The 24,783-nt window shown below is 70.7% G+C and carries 27 protein-coding genes and 1 tRNA gene; 17 read left to right on the top strand and 11 right to left on the bottom strand.

Translation table 11 applies throughout. The features are described from left to right. Nucleotides 1–46: 46 nt before the first annotated feature. Nucleotides 47–1,327 (top strand): hypothetical protein, encoded by a 1,281-nt coding sequence (locus DFJ69_RS13245; RefSeq protein ID WP_245974316.1) that lies wholly within the window; start codon nt 47–49, stop codon nt 1,325–1,327. A gap of 4 nt (nt 1,328–1,331) precedes the next feature. On the opposite strand, the gene DFJ69_RS13240 is transcribed toward DFJ69_RS13245, so the two are convergent. The 4 genes from DFJ69_RS13240 to DFJ69_RS13225 form a co-directional block, all read right to left on the bottom strand. Next, nucleotides 1,332–1,634: a hypothetical protein gene (locus tag DFJ69_RS13240; RefSeq protein ID WP_116022760.1), complete on the bottom strand. Its 303-nt coding sequence runs from the start codon at nt 1,632–1,634 to the stop codon at nt 1,332–1,334. Nucleotides 1,635–1,889: 255 nt separating this feature from the next. Beyond that, a complete protein-coding gene (locus DFJ69_RS13235) occupies nt 1,890–3,011 on the bottom strand; it encodes a winged helix DNA-binding domain-containing protein (protein ID WP_116022759.1) in 1,122 nt (373 codons plus the stop codon). Between the two features lie 593 nt (nt 3,012–3,604). Next, complete coding sequence (locus DFJ69_RS13230; protein WP_116022758.1) at nt 3,605–4,375, bottom strand: deoxyribonuclease IV; 771 nt, start codon at nt 4,373–4,375, stop codon at nt 3,605–3,607. Between the two features lie 95 nt (nt 4,376–4,470). Further along, nucleotides 4,471–4,779 carry a hypothetical protein gene (locus DFJ69_RS13225; RefSeq protein WP_116022757.1) on the bottom strand — a complete coding sequence of 103 codons (309 nt, stop codon included), beginning with the start codon at nt 4,777–4,779 and terminating at the stop codon, nt 4,471–4,473. A 226-nt stretch (nt 4,780–5,005) separates the two neighbouring features. Here DFJ69_RS13225 and DFJ69_RS13220 point away from each other — a divergent pair, with 226 nt between their 5' ends. The 8 genes from DFJ69_RS13220 (at nt 5,006) to DFJ69_RS34285 (ending at nt 9,985) form a co-directional block, all read left to right on the top strand. Continuing rightward, nucleotides 5,006–5,191: a hypothetical protein gene (locus DFJ69_RS13220; RefSeq protein ID WP_245974314.1), complete on the top strand. Its 186-nt coding sequence runs from the start codon at nt 5,006–5,008 to the stop codon at nt 5,189–5,191. Between the two features lie 156 nt (nt 5,192–5,347). Further along, a complete protein-coding gene (gene rpsF, locus DFJ69_RS13215; protein WP_116022756.1) occupies nt 5,348–5,638 on the top strand; it encodes a 30S ribosomal protein S6 in 291 nt (96 codons plus the stop codon). Between the two features lie 43 nt (nt 5,639–5,681). Continuing rightward, entirely contained in the window at nt 5,682–6,248 is a 567-nt protein-coding gene (locus DFJ69_RS13210) for a single-stranded DNA-binding protein (RefSeq protein WP_116022755.1), read from the top strand. Nucleotides 6,249–6,599: 351 nt separating this feature from the next. Continuing rightward, nucleotides 6,600–6,836, top strand: a complete 237-nt coding sequence (rpsR, locus tag DFJ69_RS13205) for a 30S ribosomal protein S18 (protein ID WP_019631633.1) — start codon at nt 6,600–6,602, stop codon at nt 6,834–6,836. A 14-nt stretch (nt 6,837–6,850) separates the two neighbouring features. Then, nucleotides 6,851–7,297: a 50S ribosomal protein L9 gene (gene rplI, locus DFJ69_RS13200; RefSeq protein ID WP_116022754.1), complete on the top strand. Its 447-nt coding sequence runs from the start codon at nt 6,851–6,853 to the stop codon at nt 7,295–7,297. Nucleotides 7,298–7,990: 693 nt separating this feature from the next. After that, nucleotides 7,991–8,611, top strand: a complete 621-nt coding sequence (locus DFJ69_RS13195; RefSeq protein WP_245974313.1) for a peptidoglycan recognition protein family protein — start codon at nt 7,991–7,993, stop codon at nt 8,609–8,611. Between the two features lie 206 nt (nt 8,612–8,817). Continuing rightward, on the top strand, nt 8,818–9,654 hold the full coding sequence (locus DFJ69_RS13190; protein ID WP_245974311.1) for a peptidoglycan recognition protein family protein: 837 nt from the start codon (nt 8,818–8,820) through the stop codon (nt 9,652–9,654). An 82-nt stretch (nt 9,655–9,736) separates the two neighbouring features. Continuing rightward, entirely contained in the window at nt 9,737–9,985 is a 249-nt protein-coding gene (locus tag DFJ69_RS34285) for a DUF4190 domain-containing protein (RefSeq protein WP_170177642.1), read from the top strand. A gap of 46 nt (nt 9,986–10,031) precedes the next feature. Here DFJ69_RS34285 and DFJ69_RS13180 read toward each other — a convergent pair whose 3' ends face one another. After that, a complete protein-coding gene (locus tag DFJ69_RS13180; protein WP_116022752.1) occupies nt 10,032–10,220 on the bottom strand; it encodes a hypothetical protein in 189 nt (62 codons plus the stop codon). Nucleotides 10,221–10,352: 132 nt separating this feature from the next. Continuing rightward, nucleotides 10,353–11,690: an MATE family efflux transporter gene (locus DFJ69_RS13175; protein ID WP_116022751.1), complete on the bottom strand. Its 1,338-nt coding sequence runs from the start codon at nt 11,688–11,690 to the stop codon at nt 10,353–10,355. A gap of 366 nt (nt 11,691–12,056) precedes the next feature. Between DFJ69_RS13175 and dnaB the strand changes: the two genes are divergently transcribed. The 3 genes from dnaB (at nt 12,057) to DFJ69_RS13160 (ending at nt 16,671) form a co-directional block, all read left to right on the top strand. After that, complete coding sequence (dnaB, locus tag DFJ69_RS13170; RefSeq protein ID WP_211328610.1) at nt 12,057–14,573, top strand: replicative DNA helicase; 2,517 nt, start codon at nt 12,057–12,059, stop codon at nt 14,571–14,573. A gap of 490 nt (nt 14,574–15,063) precedes the next feature. Then, entirely contained in the window at nt 15,064–16,197 is a 1,134-nt protein-coding gene (dnaN, locus tag DFJ69_RS13165) for a DNA polymerase III subunit beta (RefSeq protein WP_116022749.1), read from the top strand. Between the two features lie 255 nt (nt 16,198–16,452). After that, the gene (locus tag DFJ69_RS13160) at nt 16,453–16,671 is read left to right on the top strand and encodes a hypothetical protein (RefSeq protein ID WP_116022748.1); all 219 of its coding nucleotides are present in this window, start codon (nt 16,453–16,455) and stop codon (nt 16,669–16,671) included. 837 nt (nt 16,672–17,508) lie between these two features. On the opposite strand, the gene DFJ69_RS13155 is transcribed toward DFJ69_RS13160, so the two are convergent. The 5 genes from DFJ69_RS13155 to DFJ69_RS13135 all read right to left on the bottom strand — a co-directional run bounded on the left by DFJ69_RS13155 (nt 17,509) and on the right by DFJ69_RS13135 (nt 19,932). Next, nucleotides 17,509–17,595 (bottom strand) — tRNA-Ser (locus tag DFJ69_RS13155). A gap of 10 nt (nt 17,596–17,605) precedes the next feature. Continuing rightward, on the bottom strand, nt 17,606–18,043 hold the full coding sequence (gene tadA, locus DFJ69_RS13150; RefSeq protein ID WP_116026600.1) for a tRNA adenosine(34) deaminase TadA: 438 nt from the start codon (nt 18,041–18,043) through the stop codon (nt 17,606–17,608). A 583-nt stretch (nt 18,044–18,626) separates the two neighbouring features. Then, entirely contained in the window at nt 18,627–19,070 is a 444-nt protein-coding gene (locus DFJ69_RS13145; protein ID WP_116022747.1) for a tRNA adenosine deaminase-associated protein, read from the bottom strand. Between the two features lie 20 nt (nt 19,071–19,090). Beyond that, nucleotides 19,091–19,576, bottom strand: coding sequence for a tRNA adenosine deaminase-associated protein (locus DFJ69_RS13140; protein WP_425453331.1), 486 nt, complete (start codon nt 19,574–19,576; stop codon nt 19,091–19,093). A gap of 173 nt (nt 19,577–19,749) precedes the next feature. Beyond that, nucleotides 19,750–19,932, bottom strand: a complete 183-nt coding sequence (locus DFJ69_RS13135) for a hypothetical protein (RefSeq protein WP_116022745.1) — start codon at nt 19,930–19,932, stop codon at nt 19,750–19,752. Between the two features lie 100 nt (nt 19,933–20,032). On the opposite strand from DFJ69_RS13135, the gene upp reads away from it, so the two are divergent. The 5 genes from upp (at nt 20,033) to DFJ69_RS13110 (ending at nt 24,710) form a co-directional block, all read left to right on the top strand. Continuing rightward, a complete protein-coding gene (upp, locus tag DFJ69_RS13130; protein ID WP_116026599.1) occupies nt 20,033–20,671 on the top strand; it encodes a uracil phosphoribosyltransferase in 639 nt (212 codons plus the stop codon). A gap of 172 nt (nt 20,672–20,843) precedes the next feature. Next, nucleotides 20,844–21,116 carry a three-helix bundle dimerization domain-containing protein gene (locus DFJ69_RS13125; protein WP_116022744.1) on the top strand — a complete coding sequence of 91 codons (273 nt, stop codon included), beginning with the start codon at nt 20,844–20,846 and terminating at the stop codon, nt 21,114–21,116. Nucleotides 21,117–21,397: 281 nt separating this feature from the next. Beyond that, nucleotides 21,398–21,919 carry a PH domain-containing protein gene (locus tag DFJ69_RS13120; protein WP_116022743.1) on the top strand — a complete coding sequence of 174 codons (522 nt, stop codon included), beginning with the start codon at nt 21,398–21,400 and terminating at the stop codon, nt 21,917–21,919. Between the two features lie 170 nt (nt 21,920–22,089). Further along, a complete protein-coding gene (locus DFJ69_RS13115; protein ID WP_116022742.1) occupies nt 22,090–23,592 on the top strand; it encodes a helix-turn-helix transcriptional regulator in 1,503 nt (500 codons plus the stop codon). A 434-nt stretch (nt 23,593–24,026) separates the two neighbouring features. Further along, complete coding sequence (locus tag DFJ69_RS13110) at nt 24,027–24,710, top strand: FadR/GntR family transcriptional regulator (RefSeq protein ID WP_116022741.1); 684 nt, start codon at nt 24,027–24,029, stop codon at nt 24,708–24,710. Nucleotides 24,711–24,783 lie beyond the last annotated feature (73 nt).

Below are 24,783 nucleotides of genomic sequence, written 5' to 3'. Positions count from 1 at the left end.
CGCCGACCCAGCCCGCCGGACTCCCGGCACCGGAAGTAAGGACCGCGTGAGCGTGCCCGAGGACTCCACCAACCCCTCCGAGCCGCAGCCGCACGACCCCGACGCGCACCGTGAGGATGACTTCTCGGAGCCGCGCGATGTCTCGGGCGGACGCCGGGAACATGACGCCGACTCGCCGTCGGGCGACGACGGCGACCTCTCGGAGTCCGGGATGTCGGGGTGGTTCCGGGGGGTCGACCGGCTGGCGTTGTCGCTGTGGGCGGGTGCCTGGCTCGGGGTGATGTTCTTCGTCGCGGTCATTCCCCGCGTGCTGCCGACGATCTTCGACGGGCGTCCCTACCTGGACCGGTGGGCGCAATGGGACGCCGTCCGCTTCATGGACCTGGCCACCCACGGCTACGACGGCGTGCCGGGAAGGCCCGAGGATCCGGGCTGGCCCGCGTTCTTCCCCGGCTATCCGCTGCTGCTGCGCGCGGTCGGCGTGGTGATCCCCGACCTTCGGGTGGCGGGGCTGCTGATCTCGCTGGTGGCCGGAACGATCACGATGGTGGCGCTGTCCCGGCTGGCCGAACGCGAGGGGCCCGAGGGCTCCGGACGCCGGGCGGTGATCGCGCTGCTGGCGGGGCCGCCCGCGGTGTTCCTGTTCGCCGGCTACTCCGAGTCGGTGTTCCTGGCGCTGGCGTTGCCCGCCTGGCTGCTGGCCCGCCGCGGTCACTGGGTGGCCGCGGCCCTGCTGGCGACTCCCGCGTCGGCGGTACGGATCACCGGGCTGTTCTTCGTGCTCGCCCTGATCGTGGAGTACGTGGTCGGGGAGAAGGGGCGGCGCGAGGTCGGCTGGCGGCCGATGGCGTGGCTGGCGCTGCCGTTCGCGCCGTTGGCGGCGTACTCGTTCTACCAGTGGACCCGTACCGGCGACTGGCTGGCCTGGCAGCACGCGCAGGAGGCGGGGTGGGACCGGCATCTGGTGTGGCCGTGGGAGTCGTTCCAGACGACCTGGCGGGCGGCGTTCCAGACGGATTACGAGTTCACGCTGGCCTTCCGGATCGAGTTGGCCGCGGCCGTCGTCGGCGTGGTGCTGACGGTGGTGCTGCTGGTCAAGCGCCGCTGGCCGGAGTTCACCTACGTGGGGCTCCAGCTCGCGGCGCTGCTGCTGTCCTCGTACTACCTGTCGGTCGGCCGCGCCATGCTGCTGTGGTGGCCGCTGTGGATCGGCATCGCCGGACTGGCGGCGCGGCGCCCCGGCCTGTACGCGGGCGCGGTCGCGGCGTCGGTGCCGTTCGCGGTCCTGATGCTGCTCACGTTCACTTCGGGCGGGTGGGCGGGCTAGCCGTTCAGAGGCTCGCGACGACCATCGCGATGATGAGGACCAGCGCGAGGACGTCCGCGACCGCGAGGATGCCCCACGACCAGTTGATCAGCTTGCGGGCCGGCTCGGGGCTGCTCTGGACGCGTTCGAGGCCCATGTTGTTGAGGATCACGCCCAGTACCCCGAGGGGCAGCAGGACGAGGACGGCGAGCGTCCCCATGACGAAGGCGATCGGCGTCGCCTTCCTGGTCAGAGTGCCGTCCGCCTGCACCCCGAGGGGTAGCCGGGACGGCGCGGAGGCGTCGGATGCCTGATACGTAGTGCTCATATGCGATCACCTGGGGTGGAGTGAGGTGCCCGATCCCTACCCATACGTGACGGTCCTCACACCCCGGGTTCGGCTCAGTGAGCCGTCGGAAGCTGCGCAGGTGCTTGCGCCCGTGCCGAACCCCGCCCGTTCCGCCACTCGGTCCACGGGGATCTCGGTGCTCTCCCGCCGGCCCCCGTCCCGCCACGGCGGCTGACGTGACGCCCGGCCTTGGGGTTGCGCGTGCGTTCACCTGTACTCGGTGACATGCTCCCCCTACCCGACGGGCTCCGGCGGAACGAACGCGATGTCGTGAGTCCTGTCCGGGGCCGCGAAGGCGAGAAGCCTGAGGCCCTCCTCGGCGAGGGCCTCCCGGTCGGCGGGGGCGAGCCGCTCGTACTGGCGGAGCGTCAACGTGGCCCGGTCGCCGTCGTCGCCGATGTCCCAGACCCCGCGAACGAACCCGTCCACCAGGAACGTCGCCCGCACCCAGGAACCGGTGATGACCCGCCGCCGGTGCTCGTCCGGCATCAGCCTGGTGCGGTCGGCGTGGCCCACCACGAGATTGTCGAACTCGGGCAGGAACCGCACCGGAGCCGGCACGTCCCCGTCGGGCAGCGGGGCGTCGGGCAGGTCGAACAACTCCCGCCCCGCCTCATCGCGGAACGTCCGCAGCTCCCCGCGCATCCCCTCCACCCGCTCGGCCAGCCGGGTCAGCCCCGACCAGACCTGAACGTCCTTCACCGTCGCGGGCCCGAAGGCGGCCAGATACCGCCGGATCAGCTCCTCGACCGAGGGCGTCTCCTCCAACGGTCGGCCGATCCACTCCTCCGCCAGAGTGAACGGCGTCGCCCCGCCCTTGCCCCAAGTCCCATTCGGCGGCCTGTGCACGAGCGGCACCAGGCACTGCGCACTCCACCCGAGCGCCGTCACGTCCCGCCCGGGATACCGCTCGGCGAGGAGCCTGCCCACCTCGGGCCGGGTGAGCGTCCGCCCCCGGAGCAACTCCCGCGTCACCTTGGCCAGCTCGCCCGGATCGATCCCCTCGGTGGCCCTCCCGAACCCGGACCGCCTGATCCGCTCGATGAGCGGCTGCACCAGCGCCCGCAACCACGGATAGTCGTCGGCCACCGTCAGATGCTGGGTGCCCCGCAACAGCGACGACCGCACGACCCGCCGGTCGCAGAGCAACTCCGTCAACTCCTCCCGCCGGAACACCTGAAGCCTCGTCCACAGCCCGATGTACGGCGCGTTGGCCTCCTGCCCCTGCACGGCGACCAACCGGGTCACCATCTCCAGCGGCGACACCCCCGACCGCCCCAACAACGCCTGCCGCTCCAACGTCGCCCGATTGAGCGCCCGCAACCCCAGCACTCCACCACCGTCGCCCGTCCCCATCAAGCCCTCCCCACCTCGCACCCTGATGCCCCGATCATACCAGAACGGAACGATTCGTTCCGCAACTCGTCCAAGCCAGATCACCCCGTCCAGGGCCGAGACGCCCACCGGGACGCCGACCCTGCCAACCGAACGACCCGGGCCTCATCGTGAGTCGCCGCGCGACGTGAGCTCGCCCAGCCCTCGATCCGCCGCGACCCGCGATGCCCACGCGACCGAGCCCAGCCCCCACGATCCAAGCGGCCCCAACTCGCTCCCACGGCCCGGCAGCACCCGCCGCCCCGTACAAGCCGCACCACTGCCAGTGCGAATCGGTGAGAACGCTGGTCTCCGTGCGGTCCGCGCCACAGAATGGCCGTTCACAGCCGTCCGGATCGCGCGCCGTCATCCGACGTTCGGTGTGGACGGTTGGTAGCCGCCACCCCAGTGCGGTCTCCAGGATGGATGGTCGTTCGCATCTGTCCGGCGCATCCGAACGCCAGTGCGGGCCGGTGGTACCCGCCCGTGTCCGTACGGTCGGCGTGACAGGGTGGCCGTCCGGATCGGTGCGTCGCTGTCCGACGATCTGGTTGGTGCAGGTTGTCGGGGTGGGGTCAGGTCAGGTTGGAGCGGAGGAGGGCGATGTCGGCGGCCTGGCCGTCCTGGGGGGTCTCCACCACGATCGGGGCGCCGGCGGCGCGGACGACCGACAGGATGAGGTCGGGGTCGATCATGCCGTTGCCGAGGTTGGCGTGGCGGTCCGCGCCGGAGCCGAAGTCGTCGCGGCTGTCGTTGCAGTGGACCAGGTCGATCCGGCCGGTGATGGCCTTGATCCGGTCGACGGCGTCGATGAGCTCCTCGCCGGCCGCGTGGGCGTGGCAGGTGTCCAGGCAGAAGCCGAGCTTGGAGTCCACGTCGGTGACCTCGGAGAGCACCTCCCAGAGCCGCGCGATCCGGTCGAAGCGGCGGGCCATCGCGTTGCCGCCGCCCGCGGTGTTCTCGATGTAGATCGGGATCGGGCAGTCGAGCCGTTCGAAGACCTTGCGCCAGTTCTCGAAGCCGGTCTCCGGGTCGTCCCCGGCGAGCACGTGGCCGCCGTGCACGATCAGCGCCTTGGCGCCGACGCCGGCGGCGGCCTCGAGCTGTTGGGTGAGGATCTTCCGGCTGGGGATCCGGATCTTGTTGTTGGAGGTCGCCACGTTCACCACGTACGGCGCGTGGATGTAGACGTCCACGCCCGAGTCCGCGAGCGCGCCGACCGCGTCGGGGATGACGGGCTTCTTCCAGCCCTGCGGGTCCCCGAGGAAGAACTGGACGACGTCCGCCCCGATGGCCTGGGCGCTCGCCAGCGGATCGTTCTGGTCGACGTGGGCTCCGATGCGCATGCTGCCGAGACTATCCGCCGCCACCGACAACCACCGCCCGTCCGGCCACCGTCCCCGCGCGACTCCGTCCCATGGGAACGCGTCGGTCGGGCGGCTCAGACGGAGAAGCCGCCGTGGCTCAGTGCGAAGCCGGTGCCGACGAACGCGCTCACCATGGCGACCACGTTGAACCAGCGTTCGCCGGTCGTGGCCGAGATGAGCTGCGCGTACAGCGCCATCGGGAACCCGATCACACCCGCCAGCGTGCCGAGGAAGTGCAGGGCCGGGATGAATCCGAGCACCAACGCCGAGATGCCGAGCACGAAGGCGGTCATCGTCAGCGTGTTCTGCAGGGTGTGCGGCTCACCGTCGGTGTTCAGCACCGCGATCCGCCGGGCGCGGTGACCCTCGAGGGCGTCGGGCATGGGGTGGTCCCTCCTCGCCTGCGAGCAATGAGTGTTATGTCAGAGTTCCCCGACCTCGCATGATCACTCCGCGTCGATCGACCGTTCGACCCGGGTGTACGGCCCTCCCGCCTCGGTTCTGTCGGTGGCGGGGGGTAGTCTCGAACACGGCTTCGAACACAGCTTCGAACGCTGCGAAGGTCGTGGACGCGCTCTCGACTCGGGAGCGGACTTGGGGAGGTGCCCGATGGTGGACATGAGCGACCTCGGGGTCATCGGCGACACAGAACTCGTCGAGGAGCTGTCGATGCTGACCACCCAGACGGCCCGGATGCGGGCCCGGATGGTCGACATCATGACCGAGCTCGAACGACGCCGCAGGCCGGCCCGTCCCGGCGGCCCCGGCGGGTCGGCGCACGGGACGTGCCGGTGAACCCGCCGGTTGTCCGCAAGGGGGCCCGACCCTTGGTAGCCTGTATCGGTTCCCGCAGGTCGCGCGACAGTGGCGCGTTCCCGCGGACGAACGTCAGCGTCCTCCTGTCACGGAGATTCCGTGACCGCCTGAGTCCAAAGGAGGTAGTGACACTTCATGCGTCGCTACGAAGTCATGGTCATCCTCGACCCGTCGATCGAGGAGCGCGCCATCGCCCCCTCGCTCGACCAGTTCCTCACCGTCGTCAAGAGCGGCGGCGGCAGCGTGGAGAAGGTCGACATCTGGGGCCGCCGGCGGCTGTCCTATGACATTCAGAAGAAGAACGAAGGCGTCTACGCGGTCGTCGACCTCACCGCCGAGCCCGCCGTGGTCAAGGAACTCGACCGGCAGCTCAACCTGAGCGAGACCATCCTGCGTACGAAGGTCATCCGCCCCGAGGTCCACTGACCACCGTTCCCGGTGGGCCGTTCCGACAGATGGAGCCAGCCCCATGGCAGCAGGCGACACTCAGATAACGATCGTCGGGAACCTCGTCGAGGACCCGAACCTGCGCTTCACTCCCAGCGGTCAGGCCGTGGCGTCGTTCCGCATGGCCTCGACCCCCCGGTTCTTCGACAAGGCCGCGAACGAGTGGAAGGACGGCGACTCCCTCTTCCTCACCTGCAACGTCTGGCGGCAGGCGGCCGAGAACGTGGCCGAGAGCCTGCAGCGCGGTATGCGGGTGATCGTGCAGGGTCGCCTGAAGCAGCGCTCGTACGAGACCCGCGAGGGCGAGAAGCGCACCGTCATCGAGGTCGAGGTCGACGAGGTCGGCCCCTCCCTCAAGAACGCCACCGCCAAGGTCAACAAGACCCAGCGGCAGGGCGGCGGTTACGGCGGCGGGGGCCAGGGCGGCGGCGGCTTCGACCAGGGCGGCGGCGGCTTCGGCGGCCCCTCCGGGGGCGGCGCCCCGTCCGGCGGCGGCCAGGGCGGCGGCGCCCCGGCCAACGACCCCTGGGCCACCGGGGGCGGCGGCGGGGGCGGCGGCGGAGGCTTCTCCGACGACCCGCCGTTCTAGAACGCCCACCGTGAACGACCACCGCCCAGAGCGAACGAAGCCCGGGGCCGCGAACGCCCAGTGCGTTCCGCTCCCCGGTCGTTCGCCGCCGGCGGCGGTCGGTGCCCGGGTGCCGGAGGTTCGAGTCGATGGCCCCTCAGGGGACCGGAGGCTCGGAGCGGATGGGGCCGGGCGGCGCTTCGTGGAGTGATCTGCGGGGCGTCGGGCCACGAGGACGGTTCGCGGTCACGACACGTTCGTCGTCGGCGTTCTCGCCCCTCCGGCGAGGCGGCGTTCGGCGCGCATCACTGATTCATTCGATCCATACGACCATTCCCGCGGAAGCGGGGCTCTGATCAGAGGAGCACCACGATGGCCAAGCCACCGCCGCGCAAGCCGAAGAAGAAGGTTTGCGTGTTCTGCCAGGAGAAGATCTCCTACGTCGACTACAAGGACACCGGTCTGCTGCGGAAGTTCATCTCCGACCGCGGCAAGATCCGGGCCCGTCGTGTCACCGGCAACTGCACCCAGCACCAGCGCGACGTCGCCACGGCGATCAAGAACGCCCGCGAGATGGCGCTGCTGCCGTACACCAGCACCGCGCGCTGAGAGGAGGACACCCGATGAAGCTCATTCTCACTCAGCAGGTCTCCGGTCTCGGTGAGCCGGGCGACGTGGTCGAGGTCAAGGACGGTTACGGGCGCAACTACCTGGTCCCGCGCGGCCTGGCCCTGCGCTGGACCCGGGGCGCCCAGCGCGAGGTCGACTCGATCAAGAAGGCCCGGTCGGCCCGCGAGATCGCCACCCTCGAGCAGGCCAACGAGATCGCCGACCGGCTTCGCGGCCTGAAGGTCACGCTGCGCACGCGCACCGGCTCGGGCGGCCGCCTGTTCGGCGCGGTCACCGCCGCCGACATCGTCGACGCGGTCAAGGACGCCGGGGGCCCGGACCTCGACAAGCGACGCGTCGAGGTCCGCAACCCGATCAAGACGGTCGGCGACCACCAGGTCGCCGTCCGGCTGCACCCTGAGGTCAGCGCCACCATCAAGCTCAACGTGGCCGCCGCCTGAGGCTGAGCAGCCTCCGCCGTACGGCAGCCGGCCGCGCGGCACCACTCGATCGAAGGTCGCCAGAACGGCCGGGACTCACCCAGGCACACCGGGCCACGTGCATCGCACACCCCCCGGAACCCCTTGGACGAGCCCCGGCCGTTCCCTTTCTCCCGGTTGCCGCGCCCGGGCGTCCATGAACGCCTCCGCTGGGACTCACTCGGACTCCACCCCGGCATGCCACGCGCTCTCGATGAGGGAACCCCCACGCCGTTCGCTGCCGGGATATGTTCCCATTCTCGTCGACGTGTCACCATAATCGCTCGATCGTTTCCGTCGATTCAGGTGGGTCCACGGTGCTCGGACGGTCATCCGACACTTCGGCCATTTTCTGAAAAGCCCCCCTCCGTAGCGTTGCTCCCAGGGTCATCCGCGTGCCGTCGGTGGTTCACGCGGAAATCCGGAACCACGGATCTCAAGGCCGGTAGGCTGCCCCATCAATGGTCCAGAGATCTCGGATGCCTTGAGATATGAGTGGGGATCGCCATGCCCGAACCGGCTTCGGTCCGTTCGTTCTCCAGGAGGACGTTCGGTGGCGCGGTCCTGCTCGGCGGCGCCGCCGCCCTGGTCAGACCGTCGACCGCGGAGGCCGCCGTGGCGGGCCCCCGCGCGCCACGGCTCTACGACCGTGTCCGGTGGGGTGCCGTGCCCCCCGTGGAACCGGCCGTCATCAAGAACCTGCGCCCCGACCTCATCGTCATCCACCACACGGCCACGGAGAATTCCGTGGACCTCTCCGAATATCGCGCCCTTGACCTGTCCAGGCGCATTCAAAGCTTCCATATGGAAAAGCGCGGCTGGGCCGACACCGGTCAGCAGTTCACCATCAGCCGGGGCGGCTACGTCATGGAAGGCCGAAACCGCACTCTCGGCGCACTACGGGCGCGCAGGCACGTCATAGGCGCGCACACCGCCGGGCACAATGACCACAGCGTGGGCATCGAATGCGAGGGCACCTACGTCGACACCCTGCCGACGACCCCCCTCTGGCGCTCCCTCGTCCGCCTGTGCGCCCATCTCTGCAACATGTACCGCCTCAACCCGTACGAGGCGATCGTCGGCCACCGCAACCTCAACGCGACGGCCTGTCCAGGGGACATCTTCTACAGCTTGCTGCCCCACCTGCGTCGCGAGGTCGCGTTGAAGTTCATCGTGCCCCTCTCGCCCCTGATGCGCATGTCCGCCGCCCTCCCCGACCTGGGAACGAACGCGCTGCCGCCCCGCCACGACTTCGACCACGGCCCCACCCAAGCGCTCGCCTCGCGTCGTCGCTGACCTAAACGTCAACGCGACCATTCGCCCCCACCGACCCCCAACGCACACGGTGTCGGACGCGCCGGGCCGTTGCCTCGGGCTTTCCCCGAGGAGCCGGGCTCGGGTGGTGCAGGAAGGGATTTGCCGGGCGACGGCGGAGACGCTTTGGTATCCGGCCCTCGGTCGCTACGGTCCGTAGTCGGGGCGTTGCGGTGAAAGGGGGGCTTGTGGCCGCATATTCGGAGGACGGGATCAGTCGGCGGATGCTTCTGGGGGGAACGGCGGGCGCGGGGATGCTGGTGGCGCTTCCGCTGGGGAACGAGGTGCAGGCGATGGACGACGGGATGTGGGCGGACGACGGTCTCCTGGCGCACGGGCGTGATGAGCCGCGCGTTCACCCGCGGCAGGCATGGGAGGCCAGACCGCCGAGGCAGCGCGCGCAGGTGGTGGAGCGGGGGCCCGATCGCATCATCGTCCACCACACCGCCACGATGAACTCCAAGGACTACTCGCTGAACCAGGCGTACCGGCTGTCCCGGCTCATTCAGCGGTTCCACATGCAGGATCGGGGCTGGGACGACATCGGCGAGCAACTGACCATCAGCCGCGGCGGGTACGTCATGGAGGGGCGCAATCGCACCCTCTCGGCCATCAAGGCGGGGCGGCACGTCATCGGCGCGCAGATGCGCGGCCACAACGGCCACACCATCGGGATCGAGAACGAGGGGACGTACAACGACACCTCCGTACCGGTGCAGTTGTGGGCCGCGCTCGTGGACACCTGCGTATGGCTGTGCGAGACGTACGGGCTCAACCCCCATCGGGCCATCCGAGGCCACCGGGACTTCGGGGACACCGACTGCCCCGGGGAGGCGCTCTACGAAAGACTGCCGGAGCTGCGCAACGAGGTGGCCGGACGCTTGAAGGGAGATGACCGGGAGAGCATCGACCTCAATGCGCCCAAGTCCGACCCTCTCCCCTCCCTGCTCCCGGAGGCCCCCCACGTTGGCGGTAGGTCTGAGGACTTGTCGCCCGCTCCCCACGGACCGGGAACGATGCCCTGAACCCAGCCCCGCGGGCTTCCCAGGACTGGCAACTGCCCCCAACACGCCTCATGATGCCCGTAGGGACACGAAGGGTGAGGCGATGGCGGACACGAAGGTCAGCCGGCTGGGGATCCTGTCGCTCATCTGTGGGGTCGTGTGGGTGTTCGGCCTCGGCAGCGTTCTCGCCATCATCCTGGGCCATCTGGCCCGACGGCGCACCGCCGGGAACGATCGACGCGGTCGGTGGGCGGCCACCGGGGGGCTCGTGTTCGGCTATCTCGGGCTGGCCGTCCTGTCGGTGCTGCTCCTTCAAGGGGGTGTCTGGATCGAGGAGGACGTGCCGCGCTGACCTCCGTCGTCGAAGCGCTCCGGGAACGGACCGTTCCGGCGGACGCTCAGCAGTCGGGGATCGTGTAGCGGGTGCGGCGGCGTGCGATCTCGGGGTCGATGCCCTCGACCAGCGACCAGATGCCGGCCACGCGTTCGACCAGCGTCTCGGGCGGCAACCCGACCAGGCCCTCCGCCGCCAGGTCGTCGATCGCCTGGGCCAGCCGGGCCAGCCGCTCCCCCTTGTTTGAACACATGTTCGAAAGCCTAGCGGACCTCGCGGACCGTTCGAGCACAGTTTCGAGATCTAGCCCCACCCGTCACAGCACCCGAGAACAACCCCATCCTTGAGACCCCACGACGCCCGTGACTCGTGCCTCAGGCGCCGTTCAGGGACGAACGGCACCCGTGACCAACCAGGCGTCCCCGCGTGCGCGTAGGGCGAGGGTGAGCAGGCGGGTGGCCATCCACAGGGCGATGGCCGTCCACAGGCCCACCAGGCCCAACCCCAGTTCGTACGCCAGTAGGGCGGCGGGGAGGAAGACCACGGTGGCGACGACGGTGGTGACGGCGAGGTACCGCATGTCGCCGGCCCCGATGAGGACCCCGTCCAAGACGAACACCACTCCCGCGATCGGCTGCTGAACGGCCACCAGGATCAGCGCCCCCAGGAGGAGGTCCCGCACACCCGGATCCGACGTGAAAAGCGACGGCAGCCAAGGGCGCGCCAGCATCACCAGGGCGGCGAAGGCCAAGCCGCTGACCACGCCCCACTCGACCATCCGTCTCGTCGCGGCCCGGGCCCCCGCCGCGTCGCCCGCCCCCAGGTAGCGGCCGGTGATGGACTGCCCGGCGATCGCGATGGCGTCGTGCGCGAACGCCAAGAGCGTCCACACCTGGAAGCTCACCGGGTAGGCGGCGGTCTCCTCGGTGCCCATGTGCGCGGCCACGGCCGTTCCCACCAAGAGGACCACGCGCAGCGCGAGCGTACGGATCAGGAGGTGAACACCGGCCGTGACGGCGGCGCGCAACCCGTCCCGGGAGGGACGTACCGGAGCACCGTGGCGTCGTGCTCCGCGTAGTACGGCGACGACGTAGACGGCGGCTCCGCCCGTCTGCGCGATGACCGTCCCCCAGGCAGACCCGGCGATGCCCCACCCCAGGCCGAGGACGAAAACCACGTTGAGGACGAGATTGAGCCCGAACGAGCCGATCGAGACGTAAAGCGGAGTTCGGGCGTCCTGGAGCCCCCGCAACACGCCCGTACCGGCGAGGATCACCAACATTCCGGGGATGCCGAAGAGGCTGACCCGCAAATACGTCTCCGCGTAGGGCGCGACGGTGGCGTTCGCGCCGAAGGCGTCGACGATCGAGGGGACGAGGGGCCATCCGATGAGGACGACGGCCGCTCCGAGCGCCACGGCGAGCCACATGCCGTCGATGCCTTGGCGGATCCCCGCCCGCAGGTTGCCCGCCCCCACCTGTCTGGCCACCGCGGCGGTCGTTCCGTACGCGAGGAACACGAAGGCGTAGACCAGCAGGGACAGCGCCTGCCCCGCCACGCCGAGGCCGCCGAGCTGCGCGGTGCCGAGATGGCCGATGATGGCGCTGTCGGCGAGCAGGAACAGGGGTTCGGCCAGCAACGCGCCGAACGCCGGGACGGCCAGCCGCAGGATCTCGCGATCGTGGGCGTGCCGCAGGGGGAGGCGTCCGGGGGCGGAGGTCACGAGGAGCGAGGGTACCAGCGGTAATTACCGTCAGACTCTTGGCCCCTTACAGAACGAATCTGCGGGCCGGTCGGCGCGACTTTCTTTCGCGCACAGCCGGTGGATGGAGTCGGCCCAGGTCAGTCGGGGTGACGGCGCGAAAGTGCGACCGCCGCCCCCAGGGTTGTCCACAGGTCGTGCACACCGCTGACGGCGTGTTTGCACAACTCGTCCACAGGTTATCCACAGGCTGCTTTGCGTCCGGACCGGCCACCCTCGCAGAATGTCGTACCCATCGGTTAGACCGGTGTCCGATGGGGACGACGTGGCCCGCGTCCCCTCCGGGGGGCGTAGGTTCGCACGGTGGAGAAGAGACGGGGTGGTTCCGTGAGCGTGACCGAACTCGGGTCGCACGAGCGGGAGTTCGAGCGCACCCCGCCGCATGACGTCGCGGCCGAGCAGTCCGTGATCGGCGGCATGCTGATCTCGCCCAACGCCATCGCCGAGGTGGTCGAGCTCCTGCGGGCCTCCGACTTCTACCGGCCCGCCCACCAGATCCTCTACGACACGATCCTGGACCTGTACGGCCGCGGCGAGCCGGCCGACGCCGTCACCGTCGTCGCGGAGCTCACCAAGCGCGGCGACATCACCCGGGTCGGCGGGGCCCCCTACCTGCACACCCTGATGGCGACGGTCCCGACCGCCGCCAACGCCGCCTACTACGCCAAGATCGTGCGCGAACGGGCGATGCTCCGCAAGCTCGTCGAGGTCGGCACCCGGATCGTCCAGCTCGGCTACTCCTCCGACGGCGCCGACGCCGACGACGTCCTCGACCGCGCCCAGGCCGAGGTCTTCGCCATCGCCGATAAGCGCACCGGCGAGGACTACGTGCCGCTCAGCGAGATCATGCCCGGCGCCCTCGACGAGATCGAGGCCATCGGCAGCCGCGGCGGCCAGATGGTCGGCGTCCCCACCGGCTTCTCCGACCTGGACGCCTTGACGAACGGCCTGCATCCCGGACAGATGGTGATCGTGGCCGCCCGCCCCGCGATCGGCAAGGCGCTGGCGATCGACACCCCCCTTCCGGTGGTCGACGGCTGGAAGTCGATGGGGGACATCCAGATCGGGGATCAGGTCATCGGCGCCGACGGCAGGCCCACCCGGGTGGTGGCCGTGACCGGGGAGATGACCGGTCGGCCCTGCTACGAGGTGGAGTTCTCGGACGGTGAGGTCATCGTCGCCGACGCCGAGCACCAGTGGCTGACCGGCACCCGCGCGAGCCGCCGGCAGGCCGCCGAGAGTCTGCACGGGTCACGGGCGCGACGCTCGTTCGCCACGCCACACCGCGCCGCGGCTGTTGCGGCCGGCGAGAGGCCCTTTCCTGCGACCGTCGCACTGCTCGACTCCGGGCGTACGGCTGTGAGCCCGCGTTCGCGGACGGCGCATGGGAGGAGTCCCGAGGCCCGGGCGTTCCACCGACCGATCAAGACCACCGCGGAGATCGCCCGAACGCTCCTCCACGACGGCGAGCCCAACCACGCCGTCCCCTTGGCGGCCCCCTTCGACCTGCCCGCGGCCGACCTGCCCGTCGACCCGTACCTCCTGGGCGTCTGGCTGACCGCCGCCACGGGCGGCGACGCGGGTGGTCGTGCCGGGGAGGGGGACGTCGCGATCGAGTGTTTCGACGACGAGCTCTTGGAGGCGATCGCGGCCTGCGGGCAGCCGATCGGGCGGCGGGACGTGTCGGGTCGGTGCGCCCTCCCGGGCCTTGGAGGGGGGCTCCGCGCCCTCGGTGTCCTCGATGACAGGCGCATACCCCGGAGCTACCTGCGAGGCTCGGAGCGGCAGCGTCGGGCCCTGCTGGCCGGGTTGCTCGACGCCGGAGGGCTCGTGTCGGCGAACGGGCGGGTCCGGTGCGTCGTGGGGGATCGGAGGCTGGCCGAGGGCGTTCACGAGCTGGCCCTCAGCCTCGGCCATCGCGCCTCGCTGCGAGCGGGGCAGGGGGAGGCGGGGGCCTCTTACACGGTGGAGCTCGTCCCGACCGAGCGGGTCTTCCGGCTGTCGTCCAAGGCCGCTCGGCAGCGGCAGGGCGTACCTCCCGAGGCGCGGGTGCGGTACATCGTGGACGTGCGGCCGATCCCGAGCGTGCCCGTACGGTGCATCCAGGTCGACAACGCCGATCACCTCTATCTGGCGGGCCGGGCGTGCATCCCCACGCACAACTCGACGCTCGCCCTCGACTTCGCCCGCGCGGCCTCCATCAGGCACGGGCTGACCTCGGCGTTCTTCAGCCTGGAGATGGGGCGCAACGAGATCACCATGCGTCTGCTCTCCGCCGAGGCCCGGGTGGCGCTGCACGCGATGCGGTCCGGCACCATGCAGGACGAGGACTGGACGAGACTGGCGCGCCGGATGAGCGAGGTCGCCGAGGCTCCGCTGTTCATCGACGACTCGCCGAACATGTCGATGATGGAGATCCGCGCGAAGTGCCGCCGCCTCAAACAGCAGCACGACCTGCGCCTGGTCATCATCGACTACCTGCAGTTGATGACGTCCGGCAAACGGGTGGAGAGCCGTCAGGTCGAGGTCTCCGAGTTCTCCCGTTCGCTCAAGCTGCTCGCCAAGGAGCTGGGCGTCCCCGTCATCGCCTTGTCCCAGCTCAACCGAGGTCCCGAGCAGCGGACCGACAAGAAGCCGATGGTGTCGGACCTCCGTGAGTCCGGTTCGATCGAACAGGACGCGGACGTGGTCATCCTGCTCCACCGTGAGGACGCGTACGAGAAGGAGTCCCCACGCGCCGGCGAGGCGGACCTCATCGTGGCCAAGCACCGTAACGGCCCCACGGCGACGGTCACGGTGGCCTTCCAGGGCCACTACAGCCGCTTCGTCGACATGGCCCAGTGACCGTGCGAACGTAAGGCGCACTCGGCTTCACGCTCGTCCGGAGGAGAGGTGGGCGCTGTCCGTCCGCCGGCTTAGGTGGGTGGCGTGCTGTCGAGAGGCGCCTACGGCGCCTTCACTGATGACCGCCTCGGGCCACTGGGGGGTGCTCGACGCGTGCACCTTCGCGTTCGCTGCACGGTCCTCACATCCGGAACGTGCTGGGGCCCGCTCCGGGCTGGTTATCCACAGCCTGTGGACAGTGCTCGCCGCTTTCGGTACGGGCCGTGACCGGCGAACGCCTCCGCGCTGTCAGAGCGTCGGAAGCGCCGTACGACCCGTGGATCGGTGTTGGACGCCGCGAACCGATGCCGCAGAACCGAGCGTTCCGTGCATCGCCGGGCCCCTCGGGCATCGGCGGATGGTAGCCGATCACACAGGTCGCCGCAGGTTTTCTGTCAGTCCGGGCGGTTATCGTGCGAACGGCAGCTACACCGGGGAAGGGCAGGCCAACGTGAAGTTCACGGTCGATCACCACCATCTCGCCGATGCCGTCGGATGGGCGGCGCGGACCCTTCCGGCACGGCCCGCCCTGCCCGTGCTCGCCGGGCTGCTGCTCGACGCCACGGCGGACGGCATCACCCTGGCCGGCTTCGACTACGAGGTGTCGGCCCGTGCCGAGGCGGACGCCGCGGTGAGCGAGCCGGGGCGGGTGCTGGTGCCCGGGCGTCTGCTGGCCGAGATCGTACGAAGCCTTCCTCCACAGCCTGTGGAGTTCTTCACCGACGGCGCGGAGGTGGTGGTCCGCTGCGGCACCGTCGAGTTCGGGCTGCTGACCCTGCCCGTCGAGGACTACCCGACGCTGCCCGAGCCGCCCGCACCCGCCGGTACGGTCCCGGGCGACGCGTTCGCCGCCGCGATCAACCAGGTGGTGGTGGCCGCCAGCCGCGACGACACGCTGCCGATGCTGACCGGGGCCCGGCTCGACATCGAGGGCGACATCATCCGGCTGGCCTGCACCGACCGCTATCGGATCGCCGCCTGCGAGCTGTCGTGGTCCCCCTCGACCCCCGGCTTCTCGGCGGCGGCGGTCGTCCCCGCCCGCACCCTCGCGGACACCGCCAAGTCCCTGCGCGCCGGTACCGAGGCGGCCCTCTCCCTCACCGGCGTGGGCGACACGCTGCTGGGCATCTCCGCCGCCGGACGCAGCATGACCACGCGTTTGTTGGACGACCAGTTCATCGACTACCGGGCCCGACTGCAGGGCGAGTGGCCCTCCCGGGCCGACGTCCCGACCGGCCCCTTCGTCGAGGCCATCAAGCGGGTGGCCCTGGTGGCCGACCGCAACGTCCCCGTCAAGCTGGCCTTCACCCACGACTCCGTCCGCATCCGCGCCGCCTCGGGAGACTCCGCCCGAGCCAGCGAGACCCTGCCCGCCGAACTCACCGGCGACGACGTCGACATCGCCTTCAACCCCCAATTCCTCCTCGACGGCCTCGCCGGGGTCTCCGCCATGTCCGCCCGCCTCCACTTCAACGGCCCCACCAAGGCCGCCCTGCTCACCGGCACCCCCACCGAGACCGCCGGGCCCGCCCCAGAGACCGACCCCTACCGCTACCTCCTCATGCCCGTACGCCTCACCACCTGACCTCTCGCCCACTCGCACTTGAGGCCCCGAGCCGAGGCCACTGTCCGGCACGGGGTGCGACCATGCCGAAACGCCTGGGTCGATAGAGCCGGCGAGAACGACACGGAGGCCCTCCGCGCCCGTGGCCGAAGCGTCGCCAAGGTCCATGCGTTCCACGGTCGCAAGGCGCTCGGCCACGTCGGCAAGATCCACGCGGACGCCTGACCGGCCACAATGGACCGAACGAGTCTCGTCACAGGGCAAAGGGAGCCACCGATGGACGCGTTCGGTATCGGCTTGATCGCGGCATTGCTCCTGCTCGGCGTCATGGGAGCGTGGCCCGCCCTAGAAGGGCTGCTCCCTCACCTGGCCGACAGCCGGGACTGGCCGAACGAGGTACGGGCTCGCCGCATCCGCAGAATGCGCCTGACGGTAGGGCTCACGGCGCTGACGCTGATCGCCGTACCGATCGCTTGGGGCACCCTTCTGCCCTAGCCGCCACGCCCCTCACCGCACCCGGCCCCGCGCTCCGCCGCGCGTGGGGGCTGCCGGCGTTGCCGCTGGTCGCAGTACTGAGCGCTTGTGCGCTCTCTAGGCCCTAGCCGCGACGGCCCTCACGCTTTCGACCCGCGCTCCGCCGCCCGTCGGGTCGACGGCGTTGACGCTGGTCGCCGTACCGATCGCTTGGATGATCTTTGGGCTTGGCCTCCGCCGCACGCAGTGACGTGCGCTGCCGCCTGCTGTGGCCAACGCCGTTGCTGCTGGCGCCGTGTTGAGCGCTCGTGTGCTCTTTGGCCCTAGCCGCAAGACCCCACCGCACGGGCTCCGCGCTCCGCCGCCCGAGGGGTAACCCCGGTGCCGCCGGTGGTCGCCATCCTGATCGCCTGAGGTGATCTTCGGGCCTGGCCTCCACCGCACCCAGTCACATGCACCGCCGCGTGCTTGAGGCCGACGGTGTTGCTGCTGGGCCCCGTACTGAGCCTTAAGGCGCTCTACCAGCCCTAGCCGCGACGGCCTTCAGGCACTCAGCCACGTGCTCCGCCGCGCGTGGGGCTGCTGGCGTTGCCGCGGGTCGCCCTGCCGATCGTCTGGGGTGATCTCTAGCCCCCGCCTCCGCAGCCCTCACCGCGCTCGACCGCCCGTGGGGCAACGCCGCGTCGGGTTTGGGCCGGTCAGCCGTAACGGTTCAGCGGCTGCGCAGGGGGAAGGCGACGGGGACCGGTGGGAGCACTACGTGGGGGAGGCCGCCGAGGGGCCGGGGGAAGCGCTCCTGGGACGCGGAAACCGCCTCTGTCCGTTGCGATTTCGCAGGTCAGAGGCGGTTCCTCGGGGCGGTGGTGGTGGGATTTGAACCCACGGATGAGTTGCCCCATCACACGCTTTCGAGGCGTGCGCCCTCGGCCACTAGGCGACACCACCGCCGCGAAGCCTACCTGACTCTGCGGCGACCGAAGAACTCGGTGAGCAAGGCGCCGCACTCCTCCGCGAGGATCTCGGCGATGACCTCGGGACGGTGGTTCAGTCTGCGGTCGCGGACGACGTCCCACAATGAGCCCACCGCCCCCGCCTTGAGGTCCACGGCGCCGTACACGATGCGGTCCACACGGGCGAGCACCGCGGCTCCCGCGCACATGGTGCAGGGCTCCAGTGTGACGACCAGCGTGCAGCCTGTCAGCCGCCAGCTCCTCAGTCGCTCTGCCGCCGCCCGGAGGGCGATCACCTCGGCGTGGGCTGTGGGGTCACCGGTGAGTTCCCGTTCGTTCCGCCCGGTGGCGATGACATGACCGTCGGGCCCCAGGACCACGGCCCCCACGGGCACGTCCCCGCTCTCCATGGCCGCCCGCGCCTCCGCCAACGCCGACCGCATCGGCGCCTCCAGCACGCGGAGGTCCGCTGCAAGCCCACACTCGACCGCCGGCGGTGACTCGGGTCCGCCGGAGGGCCCGATACCCGAGCCGGCGGTTCCCTCGGCGCTCGCCCGGGACGCGGCCTGCCCAGATGAGCCGAGCCCGGCCTCCGTGGCGGACGGCGCTGCAGCGCCACGCTGAGGGTCCGGCATGAGCCGCTGCGGCGCCGCCCCTTGGGGCTTTGGCTCGGTGGGCGGTGGTGCGTTGCGCCCGGATGGGTGCGGTGGGGGCTGGGGGGTCGTTCCGTGTGGTGGTTCCGGCGTGGTCTCGGCGGGTGGTGATGCGTTGCCGCCGGATGGTTGCCGTGTGGGCTTGGTGGGTGGCTGGGGCGTCGCGCCGTGTGGTCGTTCCGGCGGCGGCTCGGCGGCTGCTGTTGTGTAGCTGCCGGATGGTTGCGCCGGGGCCTCGGCGGGTGGCTCTGGTGATGCGCCGTGGGGCATGTCGGTGGGCGGCAGGGGTGCGGAGTCGGGGGCCGCAGGGAGTGCGGAAGGCAGGGCCTGGTCGCCGCCGGCGCCCGTGGTGCCTTCCTCGCCCTGGGGTGGGTCAGACACGGAGGCCGTCGAACTCCTCGCCGAAGCCGGTGTGTTCGGCGATGGTGAGGAGGGCGTCGCCGGGGAGGGCGCGTTCGCCCAGGTCGGTGAGGTGGTCGGCGTTGACGCCCAGGTCGGACAGGAGGGTCGGGTCGCCGGCGGCATCGCTGTCGGGGGTGTCGCCGATGAGTTGGTGGAAGAGGCCGGCGAGGCCCTCGTCGCGGGCCGTCGACAGGAAGGCCCGGGCGTCGCCCTCGCCCTCGCCGTCGATGCGGGCGACCGCGAACCACTCGTCGTTCTCCTCCAGGAGGAGCAGCACGGGGTCGCCGAGGGTCTCGACGGCGACCTCGCGCATCAGGTCGGTGATGTCGTCGACGACCTCGGCCTCGTCCAGCGTCGCCTCGGCGCCGACCCAGCCCTGTGGGGTCCGTGCGAAGACTGCGGCGAAGTACGGCACGAACTCATTGTGAACCAGGACTACCCGATGGTGTCGAGTGCGCGCTCGAAGGGCCGGCCGAATCCGACGCGTTCGGCGATGCTCAGCAGCATCTCGTCGGGATACAGGTCGAGATCTCCGGAGATGGCGCCCAACTCCATCTCGTCCAGCCCGAGGTCGGCGAACACCGACATGTCGCCGACCGGGAGGACCTGGTCCAGCTCCTCCTCCTCGGGGATCGGGATGTCGAGGTGTTCGAGCACCTGCCCGGCCAGCGGCCAGTCCACCGAGGCCGTGACGTCGGACAGGAACACCATCACCTCGTCGCCGAGCACCCGGATGGCCACGAAGAAGTCGTCGCCGACCGCGACCAGCCCGATGGTGCCGCCCATGCTGGGCTGCTGCCGCAGGGCATGGACCAGCCCGTCGAGGTCACGGGTCAGCGCGACCGGCAGGACCTCGGCCTCCCAGCGGTCGTCTTCCCGATACACCACGACGGCGAAGTCCGTCGCGTCAAGATCCGTCATCATCACCCCACCGGCGCCGTTCCTGCCCTGGGCATGGTCGCAGATGCCGGAAGCCCGCGCGTGCGCTAGGCCGAAACTCGGCGGGCCGTGCGGGTCCGTGATGACGAACGTCACTCGGCGCGAAAGGCGTCCGTTCACCGCGGACCCTCGGCCATGCGACCGGGCGGGACGCGCTAATGCAGCCGGAACGTCCGTCGGCGCAGGGCGGCGTGGATGCGGGCACGGCGGGACCGGTGGGGGGTGACGCGGCGGCGAAGCTCACGGGCCTCGGCGAGTTCGCGCAGGAAGATGGCACGCCTGCGCAGCCGGTCCCGGACCTCCTCGGGGGTTGGCTCTCCGTTGCGCTGAGTACTCATTCTGGAGTCATTCCCACGGCGTTGCCATCCATGCGGGCGTGTCGCGGGCCTGCGGGATCCCCGCGGATCGCCGCACGAGGGGTGGGTTACCGTGATCGGCATGGAGACCCTGGCCGTCGACCATCCGCTGGTCGCCCACAAGCTGACCGTGCTGCGGGACGTGGACACCGACTCGCCGACCTTCCGCCGGCTGGCCGATGAGCTGGTCACGCTGCTGGCGTACGAGGCGACCCGCGACGTCCGGGTGGCCGAGACCACGGTACGGACCCCGTTGGTCGAGACCGGGGGTGTCCAGTTGGCCAGCCCCAAGCCGCTGGTGGTCCCGATCCTGCGGGCCGGGCTGGGCATGCTGGACGGGATGACGCGGCTGCTGCCGACCGCCGAGGTCGGCTTCCTCGGGATGATCAGGGACGAGGGCAGCCTCCAGGCCCAGACGTACGCGACCCGGCTGCCCGAGGACCTGTCCGGGCGTCAGTGCTACGTGCTGGACCCGATGCTGGCCACCGGCGGCACCCTCGCCGCCGCCATCCGGTTGCTGCTCGACCGGGGCGCCACCGACGTGACGGCGCTCTGCCTGCTGGCCGCGCCGGAGGGCCTCAGGTACATGGAGGAGGCGTTCGCCGACACCGGCACGCCCGTCCGCGTCGTCACCGCAGCGATCGACGCCCGGCTGAACGAGCAGGGCTTCATCCTCCCGGGCCTCGGCGACGCGGGGGACCGCCTGTACGGGGTGGTCTGACCGGAGGGTCGACTGCGGCCCGGCTTACCGTCCTTGCCATGTACGTACGACGAGACGTTATTGAGCAGCCACTGAGGGTAATAGGCTGCTACGGAACGTTCGTCGTTCGTTCCTCTCCGCCACCCGACCATCGGGGGACCCGGGTCGGCGCGAGCGAGGCGCTGGGGATCACATGCAGCACCACGAGGACGGCATCCTGTCCGCCTACCGGGAGGTCGGGGAACGGCTCAGCAAGGAGTTCGCGGGGGTCCACGATCCCGCCACGGTGACGCGCTGCGTCACGGCCGCCCGCCACGGCGCCCAGGACGTCACGGGCTCCGCGACACCCGACCTCGTCGAACGGATCGCCCGCAAACACCTCCAGGTCCTCGCGACGGTGGCCGCGGAGCAACGCCGCCACCTCTCCCTCGGCGGTTCCCCCGACACCATCGCCTCGGGCCCCTAGCACGGCCCGCGGCACCGGGCTCCGAGTGAGGCCGGAAGTGCGCGAGGGTGACGTGAGGGTGGCTTCGCCGGCGAATCTTTGCCGTCGGTCGCCGCGGATGTAAGACTGGCCTGGGGTCTGTGGGTCACCGTGCTCCAGGAGGCAGACGTGCCCGCTACGAAGTACGACACGAGGGCCGCCGCGGCCGTCGTGGTCCTTGAGCCGCGGGCCGGTGCCCGGACGGAGCGCGGGGACGTCACCGGTGTGGGCAGGGGTCTGCCCGGGCCCGGGGAAGGGCGCGCATGAGGCTGGTCACCCCGGGGGACTCGGCTCCCGCGTCGGTCAACAAGTACCTGCTGCCGCACGAGAGCCAGGTCATCACGGTGCGCAGGCATCCGGCCGTCCTGATGACGCCGGTCGCGCTGGTGCTCGGCGGGCTGATCGCGGCGGGTCTGCTGACCAACACGGTCGGCAGCGACCGGCTGAACTACATCTGGTACGGGTGGCTGCTGCTGCTCGTGTGGTTCGTCTGGCGGGTGGCCGAGTGGTCGGTCGACTACTTCGTGATCACCAACCAGCGGATGATCCTCACCACCGGGCTGATCACCCGCAAGGTGGGCATGATGCCGCTCGGCAAGGTGACGGACATGAGCTTCGAGCGTTCGATCGTGGGGCGGATGCTCGGTTACGGCTCGTTCGTCCTGGAGTCGGCGGGTCAGGACCAGGCGTTGAGCACGGTGGACTACCTGCCGTACCCCGAGCAGCTCTACCTCGAGGTCTGCGAGATGATCTTCCCCAACAAGAACGCGTCCGCCGACGACTGACCCCCGCCGGGGGCGCGGGAGGTCGTCCGGCAGGCGGCGGAGAGGTCGCGAATGCCGCCGAATGGCAATCTTGTCCACGTTGCTCGGGTTACCCTCGAGGTGCGCCAACCAGCAACATGCAATCATGTCGGCACCCCCGCCGCCTGATTACTTCCGCTAAGTGAGTCCACATGCCGGGTCCAGGCAACGTCGGCGAACGTGTCCGCAACCTGCGGCTGACAAGACGCATGTCACAGGCACAGCTCGCCGGCCATGACCTCTCAGACAGTTACATCTCGTTGATCGAGTCGGGCAAGCGAACCCCGACACCCGCGGTGCTCCGCCTGCTGGCCGAGCGCCTCGGCTGCACGTCCGAATACCTCGCCGAGGGCATCGAGCCGGAGCAGCGCGCCCATCTGGAGGTGCGCGAGCGGTACGCCCGACTCGCCCTGAACGCCGGGGACGCCGCCACCGCGCTCGCCGGCTTCGAGGACGTGATCGAGGGCAGCGACGACCCGGAGCCGGCCGCCCGCGCCCGCTGGGGCCGCGCCGAGGCCCTCGAGGCGCTCGGCCGTGTCGAGTCGGCGATCGGCGTGTTCGAGGAGCTGCGCGAGCAGGCCGAACGCGACCCCGGCCGCGCCAGCGCGCTGCCCGCTCTGGTGGCCCTGGCCCGCTGCTACCACGCCGTGGGCGACCTCGGCCAGGCCATCGCGCTCGGCGAACGGGTGCTGGCCAGGCTGAACGAGCTCCGCCTGTCCGCCGGCGACGAGCACACCGAGGCCGGCCGGGTCCTGCTGCTGGCCTATGTCGACCGTGCCGACCCCGAACGGGCCCACCGACTCGGACGGGACGTTCTCGGACTCGGCCACGACCCCGGCTTCACGCTCACCGAGGCGTACCGGCGCGCGAGCGTCCACGCCCTGGAGGAGGGCGCGGTGGGGGACGCGCTGTACCTCGCCGACCAGGCGCTGGCCGCCCAGGACGACGGCGCCTGCACCCGCGCGACCGCCCGCCTGCACATGGCCGCCGCCCGCGCCCTGCTGCGCGGCGTCCGCCCGTTCGGCGACTCCCCGCACCCGGCGGCCGAGGCCATGGACCTGCTGCAGGGGGCCGGACCCCATCTGCGGGGGCCGGAGGCGGTCGACTGCGCCATCGAGACCGCCCGCGCCCTCGTCCTCCTCGGCGAGCCCGAGGCCGCCATCGAGGCCGCTGAACGACAGATCGCCGAATCCGGGTCGACGACACCGTCCTCCCCTGGGGCCGCCGGGGCCTCGGCGGGCCCACGGTCGAACGGCCATGCGGACCTCCCGTTCGAATCCCTCGGTGCTCCGGGGTCGGGCTCCGGCACGCCTCGCGTCTCCGAGGGGCACGACGTCGGCGCGGGGGCCCGATCGCTCCAGTTCGTCCAGGCCAGACTGATCATCGCCCGCGCCCGGCTCGCCCAGGAGGACCGCACGGCCGCGTCCGCCGTCCTGCGCGACACCGCCCAGCGGCTGGACCGCTTGGGCCGCGAGGGCCACGGCCGCCCCGTCGCCCACCTCCTGCGCGAACTCGGCGAGCTGTGCGAGGCCGCCGGGGACGCCCCCGCCGCCACCACCGCCTACCGCCGCGCCCTGGAGGCGACGGGCCTGCGCCGTTCCTTTCGCCATGACCCCTCCCGGGTCGCTGAAGTAGCCGACGCCACCCTGCCGTAGACCCCTTTCCCTCCTTCGTCCGGCTGCGCTCCCGTCGGGCGGATCGGGCGGCATCGACGGGCGGTCCGGGCCTGCCCTGGGTGGTGCGGGTTGCGGTGCGCTTGAAGCCCCGGAACGCCGCCGGACACCCGGGCGGCGTTGCGGTGGTGACTGGCCCGCCGGCTCGTGGATGGCGGGCGGCGCCACGGATGTCGTTCGTTGTGCGACTCAACATGGGTGCGGCCGCAGCGACGCCCAGCCCCCCGCGAGAACGCGCACGCGGACATCTGACCCCGACGTGGACGAGGGGAGCGCTCCGGGGTGGGAGGGGGGGTTGGGTGTGACGTCGCTGACAGAACGGGCGGGAACGGAAGGTCGGCTCTTATCGTCGTAACATAGAGACATGGGATGATTGGCTGATCCGTCCGTCATCGCTTCTCGACCTGGGGGATCTGGTGACTCTGCGTACGGCACGCCGTTCATCCCTGGTGGATCAGGTGATCGACCAGCTCAAGGGTGAGATCGCCGCCGGGGCGTGGGGTCTGGGAGCCAAGATCCCGCCTGAGCCCACGCTGTCCGAGACCTTGGGGGTCGGGCGCAACACCGTGCGTGAGGCGGTGCGAGCGCTCACTCATGCGGGGTTGCTGGAGTGCCGGCAGGGCGATGGGACGTACGTACGGGCGACCAGTGAGTTGTCCGGGGCGGTACGGCGGCGGCTGCGTACCGCGGAGTTGCTGGAGATCCTCGAGGTGCGGCGTGCCCTCGAGACGGAGGCGGCGCGGTTGGCGGCGGGGCGGCGGACCCCGGCGGACGTCGCGCGGATCGAGCGGGCCCTGGCGCGTTGCGAGGAGTTGGCCGGGGGCGATGATCGCGGCGCGTTCGTGGAGGCCGATCTGGACTTCCACATGGCGGTCGCGGAGGCCACCCACAACCGGGTGCTGATCGAGCTGTACCGCGACTTCGGCGAGGCGCTGCGGGCCAGCATCACCGCGGCCGTCGACCGGTTGGATCAGGTGGCCGTCCCGCACGCCTCGCTCGCCGAGGCGGTGGTCGCGGGCGATGCCGAGGCCGCCGAGCGGGCCACGCTGGTCTGTCTGGACGCCGTCTGCCGTTCCCTCGACGGCGTGCCGCCCGGCTGACCTCTGCACATCGCACCGCCGCGGGTGAACACCCACCCGGACGGACTCATTCGACCGCCGGCCCCCCACGGGC

The sequence above is a fragment of the Thermomonospora umbrina genome (assembly GCF_003386555.1).
GTDB lineage: Bacteria > Actinomycetota > Actinomycetes > Streptosporangiales > Streptosporangiaceae > Thermomonospora > Thermomonospora umbrina.
This window is presented reverse-complemented; position numbering and strand designations above follow the sequence as displayed.